Raw genomic sequence first — 6594 nt, forward strand, 5'->3', positions numbered from 1 at the left:
AGCTGGGCGAGCAGGCCATCATGAAGCTGATGGACGCAGTCGACTCCTACATCCCGGAGCCGCAGCGCGCCATCGACAGGCCCTTCCTGATGCCGGTCGAGGACGTCTTCTCCATCTCCGGTCGTGGCACGGTCGCTACCGGCCGCGTGGAGCGCGGGATCGTGAAGGTCGGCGAGGAGGTCGAGATCGTCGGCATGAAGGCCACCGCCAAGACCACCGTCACCGGCGTGGAAATGTTCCGCAAGCTCCTCGACGAAGGGCGCGCAGGCGACAACATCGGCGCACTGCTCCGCGGCGTCAAGCGTGAGGATATCGAGCGCGGCCAGGTTCTGGCCAAGCCGGGCTCCATCACCCCGCACACCAAGTTCAAGGCAGAAGCCTACATCCTCTCCAAAGAGGAGGGCGGCCGTCACACCCCGTTCTTCAACGGCTACCGTCCGCAGTTCTACTTCAGGACCACCGACGTTACCGGCGTCGTTGACCTCGAGCCGGGCACCGAGATGGTCATGCCTGGTGACAACGTTGCCGTCACCGTCAACCTGATCACCCCGATCGCCATGGACGAAGGTCTCCGCTTCGCTATCCGCGAAGGCGGCCGCACCGTCGGCGCAGGCGTCGTCTCCTCGATCATCGAGTAATCAAGGTTTACTATCCCGCTTCGCCTCAGTCGGGGGCGGAGCGGGATTTAAACTGTTCTTTTTAGAAGGAAGATGTTTTGGGTTGTCGGTTTCGCACTGCGCGAAACGCGAGGCGCGAAACGCGAAACTAGTTTGAAAGGATACGGACATGCCTAGAGACATCATCACCCTTGGTTGCACCGAGTGCAAACAGCGTAACTATACGACCACGAAGAACAAGAAGAACACCCCGCAGAAACTCGAGTTCAACAAGTACTGCCGTTTCTGCAAGAAGCACACTCCTCACAAGGAAACGAAATAATTCGATTTGGGGTTCCGCCTATGCGGGGCCCCCGCCGCAGGCCAGTAGCTCTAACGGCTAGAGCACCGGTCTCCAAAACCGGGTGTTGGGGGTTCGAATCCCTCCTGGCCTGCCATTTTATTTTCTAAACACTGCTATAAGTGGGGTGACAAGTGCTAGCTAAAACCAAGACGTTCTTTGAGGATGTGCAGGCGGAGCTTGCCAAGGTGACCTGGCCTACCCGCAAGGAAACCTTTTCCACCGCTCAGGTTGTTGTTGTCATCATAGTGCTTGTTTCATTTTATCTCGGCGCCTGCGATGTAGTCCTTGCTAAGCTCATCAGGTCGATACTCCGCTAGAGGACTTACAAATGGCACTTAAATGGTACGGTGTTCACACCTACTCCGGCTTTGAAAACAAGGTTCGGCTCTCGCTCGCCGAGCGGATCAAGAACCTCGAGATGGAGGAGTTCTTCGGCGAGATCCTGATCCCGTGCGAGACGGTGGTCGAGCTGAAGAAAGGGGAGAAGAAAACCTCTTCGAGGAAGTTCTTCCCCGGCTACATCCTGGTCAACATGGAGCTCAACGACGACACCTGGCACGTGGTCAAGGAGACCGCCAAGGTGACAGGCTTCGTGGGCGGCAACAATCCCTTCCCCATCCCCGACGAGGAGGTCAACAAGATCACCAAGCGGATGGAAGAGGGTGCGGAGAAACCGCGGCCCAAGGTCCTCTTCGAGGTGGGCGAGACGGTCAGGGTCATCGACGGCCCCTTCCTCAACTTCTCGGGGGTGGTGGAAGACGTCAAGCCCGACAAGGGGAAGCTTCGGGTCATGGTCAGCATCTTCGGACGCGCCACCCCTGTCGAGCTCGAGTTCATGCAGGTAGAAAAGCAGTAGGGGTGACCCCGCTGGCAGGAATAGAAGTATAAGGCAGTTAGGAAAGATCAAAGGAGTAGGAAAATGGCCAAAAAGATTACCGGTTATATAAAGCTGCAGGTACCCGCAGGGAAGGCGAATCCTTCTCCTCCGATCGGTCCCGCACTCGGTCAGCACGGCGTCAACATCATGGAGTTCTGCAAGGCTTTCAACGCGAAGACCCAGGGAGACGAGGGGACCATCACCCCGGTCGTGATCACCGTCTACGCCGACAGGTCCTTCACCTTCATCACCAAGACTCCGCCGGCTCCGGTGCTGATCAAGAAAGCCCTCGGCATCCAGAGCGGCTCCGCAGTACCGAACAAGACCAAGGTCGGCAAGCTGACCAAGGAGCAGGTACGCGAGATCGCCACCAAGAAGATGCCGGACCTCAATGCTGCCAGCCTCGAGGCCGCCATGAAGACCATCGAAGGTACCGCGCGCAGCATGGGCGTTGAAATAGCTTAAGTTAAAGAGAGGGTTAATAGAAATGGCTCAGACAAAAAAGCAAAAGGAAGCCTTTGCCAAGGTAGATAGGAGCAAAAGCTATCCCCTCAACGACGGCATCGAGCTCGTAAAGGGCGCAGCCTTCGCTAAATTCGACGAGACCGTCGACCTGGCTGTCAAGCTGGGCGTCGATCCCCGTCACGCAGACCAGATGGTCCGCGGCGCAGTGGTCCTCCCGAACGGCCTGGGCAAGGACGTCCGCGTGCTCGTTTTCGCCAAGGGCGAGAAGGAGAGGGAGGCCCGCGAGGCCGGCGCAGACTACGTCGGCGCCGACGACCTGGTAGCCAAGATCCAGGGCGGCTGGTTCGACTTCGACACCGCCATCGCTACCCCGGACATGATGGGTGTGGTCGGCAAGATCGGTAAGCTCCTCGGACCCCGCGGCCTGATGCCGAACCCGAAGGTCGGCACCGTGACCTTCGACCTGGCCCGCGCCATCAAGGAGTCCAAGTCCGGCAAGGTCGAGTTCCGCGTCGAGAAGGCCGGCATCGTCCACGCTCCGGTCGGCAAGGTCTCCTTCGATCCCCAGACCCTCAGGGAGAACGTGGTGGCCCTGGTAGAGGCGCTGCAGAAAGCCAAGCCGGCTGCCGCAAAAGGGACCTACATGAAGAAGGTTTCCATCTCCTCCACCATGGGCCCTGGCGTCAACATCGATCTGGCAGAGATCGGGGCGCTGCTGAAATAGCTGCTACAACAATAGAGCGCGGATAGCAGATGAAGGGAATTCGCTTCCCGGTTATTGTTTGATCCGCGTTCTATGCTTCAATATAAGCTTCAAAAGCCAAAGTCAAAGACAGCTGGTGCTCCCGACGGAACAGCGAAGGGGACTTAAACGCCGCAAGGCGGCCAACCGAGACTTGCAAAGTTGTTGTCGGAATCTTTCCGCAACTTCCTGACTTTGGCGGGGTTTCGTACCCGTATACCAAAAGAAAGGAGGAAGGCGCTTGAATAAGGAAAACAAAAAAGAACTTGTTGCCGAAATGCACGACAAGCTTCTGCGCGCTCAGGCCGTGTTCGCTGCCGATTTCCGTGGCATGAACGTGGCACAGGCGACCGAGCTCAGAAACGAGCTCAGGAAGGTCAATGTCGAGTACAAGGTCGTCAAGAACACCCTGCTCGAGATCGCATCCAAGGGAACCGACAACGAGGGGCTCGCACCCTACCTGGCCGGTCCGACCGCGGTCGCGCTCAGCTACGACGATCCCGTCGCAGCAGCCAAGGTACTGTCCAAGTTCTCCAAGGACGCAACCAACCCGTTCACCCTCAAGGCTGGCGTGCTGACCGGGAAGGCCATGAACGTGGCTGACATCCAGGCTCTGGCAGACCTGCCGAGCCGTGAAGTGCTGCTGGCCCGCATGCTGGGCAGCATCCAGGCTCCGACCAGCAACTTCGTTCGCGTGCTGGCTGCCGTACCGGCCGGCTTCGTTCGCGTGCTGGACGGCCTCAGAGCCAAAAAAGAAGGCCACTAAACACCGTTTCTTGACGAAACCAACCAAACTCAAATATTCTGGAGGAATACACAATGGCTATCACTAAGGAAGAAGTAGTTAGCTTCATCGAAAACATGACCGTTCTTGAGCTCGCAGGCTTTGTTAAAGAGCTCGAGGAGAAATTCGGTGTCTCCGCAGCCGCTCCGGTTGCCGTTGCCGCTGCAGGCCCGGCTGCTGGCCCGGCTGAAGCTGCTGAAGAGAAGACTGAGTTCGACGTCATCCTCAAGGCTGCTGGCGCCAACAAGATCGCTGTCATCAAGGTTGTCCGCGCTCTGACCAGCCTCGGCCTGAAAGAAGCAAAAGACCTGGTCGACGGCGCACCGCAGCCGGTCAAGACCGGTATCTCCAAAGAAGAAGCTGCCGACGCACAGAAGCAGCTGACCGAAGCTGGCGCAGAAGTGGAAGTGAAATAAGTATAAAGACGCCGATCTTTATCCAAGCCAAGGTCGCTTTTTGCGGCCTTGGCTGTTCTATTTTAGTTTGAGGCCGCTTCACCCACCCGGGCCGCAGTACGGTAACAGCAGGAAATTCAAGGGGGTGAAGGTCTTCCAAGGCATTCACCAAAGGAGAAGATATGGCTTATTCAATCGCGAATAACCCCCTGTTGCGCAAAAACTTCGCCAAGATCCACAAGATCATAGACATACCGAACCTCATCGACATCCAGAAAAACTCCTACAAGAGATTCCTCCAACTCGACACCCCTGTAGATGCACGCAAGAACTCCGGCCTGGAGGCCGTGTTCAAGAGCGTCTTCCCCATCAAGGACTTCAGCGACACCGCTTCGCTTGAGTACGTCTCGTACTCGCTGGGCGCGCCGAAGTACGACGTGGAGGAGTGCCACCAGCGCGGGATGACCTTCGCGGCTCCCATGAAGGTGAAGGTGAGGCTGGTTGTCTGGGATGTGGCGAAGGACCCCGGTACCCGGTCGATCCGTGACATCAAGGAGCAGGAGGTCTATTTCGGCGAGATCCCCCTGATGACGGAGAACGGTACCTTCATCATCAACGGAACGGAGCGCGTCATCGTAAGCCAGCTGCATCGCTCTCCGGGTGTATTCTACGATCACGACAAGGGGAAAACGCACTCCAGCGGCAAGGTGCTCTACTCCGCCCGCGTCATCCCGTACCGCGGATCGTGGCTTGACTTTGAATTCGATCATAAAGACATCCTTTATGTACGCATAGATAGACGGCGCAAGATGCCGGCGACCGTGCTTCTCAAGGGCCTTGGCTACTCCAACGACGCCCTTTTGAACTACTTCTACAAGTCCGAAGAGATCAGGGTTTCCGAGCAGGGGCTGACCAAGGTGGCCGATCCGGAGCTCCTCTCCAACCAGAAGGCGGCGGTCGACATCGTCGATCCCGCCACCGGCGAGGTCATCCTCAAGGCGAACCGCAAGTTCACCAAGGCCGCCATCAGGAAGATGAGCGAGCACGGGATCAAGGAGATCCCCATCACCGAGGAGGAGGTCGTCGGGAAGGTCGCTTCCCACGACATCTACGACCCGGCGACCGGCGAGATCCTGGCCGAGTGCAACGAGGAGCTGACCCTGGCGAAACTCGAGGAGATCATCTCCAAGGGGATCACCTCCTTCCAGGTACTCTTCATCGACAACCTGCACGTGACCTCTTCGCTTCGGGACACCATCCTGATCGACAAGATCGGCACCACCGACGAGGCGCTGATCGAGATCTACCGCAGGCTTCGTCCGGGCGATCCGCCGACCCTGAAGAGCGCGCTGGTCCTCTTCGAGAACCTCTTCTTCAACGCCGAGCGCTACGACCTCTCCGCAGTCGGCCGTCTCAAGCTCAACTACAAGCTGGGCGTGGACGTGCCGCTTGACTGCATGACGCTCACCCGCGAGGACATCCTCGAGGTGGTGCGCTACCTGATCGAGCTGAAAAACGGCAAGGGGAACATCGACGACATCGACCACCTGGGCAACCGCCGCGTCCGCGCAGTGGGCGAGCTCCTCGAGAACCAGTACCGCATCGGTCTCGTCAGGATGGAGCGCGCCATCAAGGAGCGCATGAGCCTGCAGGAAGTCGAGAACCTGATGCCGCACGACCTTATCAACTCCAAGCCGGTTTCCGCCGTGGTCAAGGAGTTCTTCGGTTCCTCGCAGCTCTCCCAGTTCATGGACCAGACCAACCCGCTCTCCGAGATCACGCACAAACGCCGGCTGTCCGCGCTAGGACCGGGCGGCCTGAGCCGCGAGCGGGCCGGTTTCGAGGTGCGCGACGTGCACCCCACGCACTACGGCCGCATCTGCCCGATCGAGACTCCGGAAGGGCCGAACATCGGCCTCATCTCATCGTTGAGCTGTTACGCGCGCATCAACGACTATGGCTTCATCGAGTCTCCCTATCGGAAGGTCCGCGACGGGAGGGTTCTCGACTACGTCCAGATCACATATCCGGGAGATGCCCACTTCAAGATCAGCGACCAGGTGGAGCGCGAGGTCCTGGAAAAGGAGAACCGCCGCTGCGAGTCGGCCGGGAACCGGCCGGCTCAGTTCGCCCCCTTCTCCTTTTACCAGACAGCCTGGGAAGCCGAGGAATACACGATCGCTCAGGCCAACATCGAGCTCGACGAGAACGGTTACATCACTTCGGAGCGGGTGAACGCGCGCAAGGCCGGGAACTTCGTCCTGGTCCCCCGCGAGGAGATCCAGTACGTCGACGTTTCGCCCAAGCAACTGGTGAGCGTCGCCGCCAGCCTGATCCCGTTCCTGGAGCACGACGATGCCAACCGCGCCCT

Annotated in this window: 8 protein-coding genes, 1 tRNA gene and 1 pseudogene; all 10 read left to right on the forward strand. The window is 58.7% G+C overall.

What is annotated here, in order from left to right; genetic code table 11:
- Positions 1–638: EF-Tu C-terminal domain-related protein (locus AC11W3_RS01745; protein WP_484092388.1), on the forward strand; the 638-nt coding region annotated here is incomplete at its 5' end.
- A gap of 148 nt (positions 639–786) precedes the next feature.
- Entirely contained in the window at positions 787–939 is a 153-nt protein-coding gene (gene rpmG / locus AC11W3_RS01750; RefSeq protein ID WP_484092389.1) for a 50S ribosomal protein L33, read from the forward strand.
- A 38-nt stretch (positions 940–977) separates the two neighbouring features.
- A tRNA-Trp gene (locus tag AC11W3_RS01755) sits at positions 978–1054 on the forward strand.
- Between the two features lie 37 nt (positions 1055–1091).
- Positions 1092–1277 carry a preprotein translocase subunit SecE gene (gene secE / locus AC11W3_RS01760; protein WP_484088376.1) on the forward strand — a complete coding sequence of 62 codons (186 nt, stop codon included), beginning with the start codon at positions 1092–1094 and terminating at the stop codon, positions 1275–1277.
- Positions 1278–1288: 11 nt separating this feature from the next.
- Positions 1289–1816 (forward strand): transcription termination/antitermination protein NusG, encoded by a 528-nt coding sequence (gene nusG, locus AC11W3_RS01765; RefSeq protein WP_324080480.1) that lies wholly within the window; start codon positions 1289–1291, stop codon positions 1814–1816.
- A gap of 63 nt (positions 1817–1879) precedes the next feature.
- Positions 1880–2302 carry a 50S ribosomal protein L11 gene (gene rplK, locus AC11W3_RS01770; protein WP_484088377.1) on the forward strand — a complete coding sequence of 141 codons (423 nt, stop codon included), beginning with the start codon at positions 1880–1882 and terminating at the stop codon, positions 2300–2302.
- A 22-nt stretch (positions 2303–2324) separates the two neighbouring features.
- Entirely contained in the window at positions 2325–3026 is a 702-nt protein-coding gene (gene rplA, locus AC11W3_RS01775; RefSeq protein WP_484088378.1) for a 50S ribosomal protein L1, read from the forward strand.
- Between the two features lie 259 nt (positions 3027–3285).
- A complete protein-coding gene (gene rplJ, locus AC11W3_RS01780; RefSeq protein ID WP_484088379.1) occupies positions 3286–3810 on the forward strand; it encodes a 50S ribosomal protein L10 in 525 nt (174 codons plus the stop codon).
- Positions 3811–3863: 53 nt separating this feature from the next.
- A complete protein-coding gene (gene rplL, locus AC11W3_RS01785; RefSeq protein WP_484088380.1) occupies positions 3864–4244 on the forward strand; it encodes a 50S ribosomal protein L7/L12 in 381 nt (126 codons plus the stop codon).
- Between the two features lie 161 nt (positions 4245–4405).
- Positions 4406–6594, forward strand: a pseudogene (locus AC11W3_RS01790) (DNA-directed RNA polymerase subunit beta); the annotation flags it as partial.

Source organism: Geomonas sp. (assembly GCF_056994735.1).

Coding starts and splice junctions, on each gene's coding strand:
- rpmG (WP_484092389.1), top strand. CDS start 787: ATGCCTAGAGACATCATCACCCTTGGTTGCACCGAGTGCAAACAGCGT.
- nusG (WP_324080480.1), top strand. CDS start 1,289: ATGGCACTTAAATGGTACGGTGTTCACACCTACTCCGGCTTTGAAAAC.
- rplK (WP_484088377.1), top strand. CDS start 1,880: ATGGCCAAAAAGATTACCGGTTATATAAAGCTGCAGGTACCCGCAGGG.
- rplA (WP_484088378.1), top strand. CDS start 2,325: ATGGCTCAGACAAAAAAGCAAAAGGAAGCCTTTGCCAAGGTAGATAGG.
- rplL (WP_484088380.1), top strand. CDS start 3,864: ATGGCTATCACTAAGGAAGAAGTAGTTAGCTTCATCGAAAACATGACC.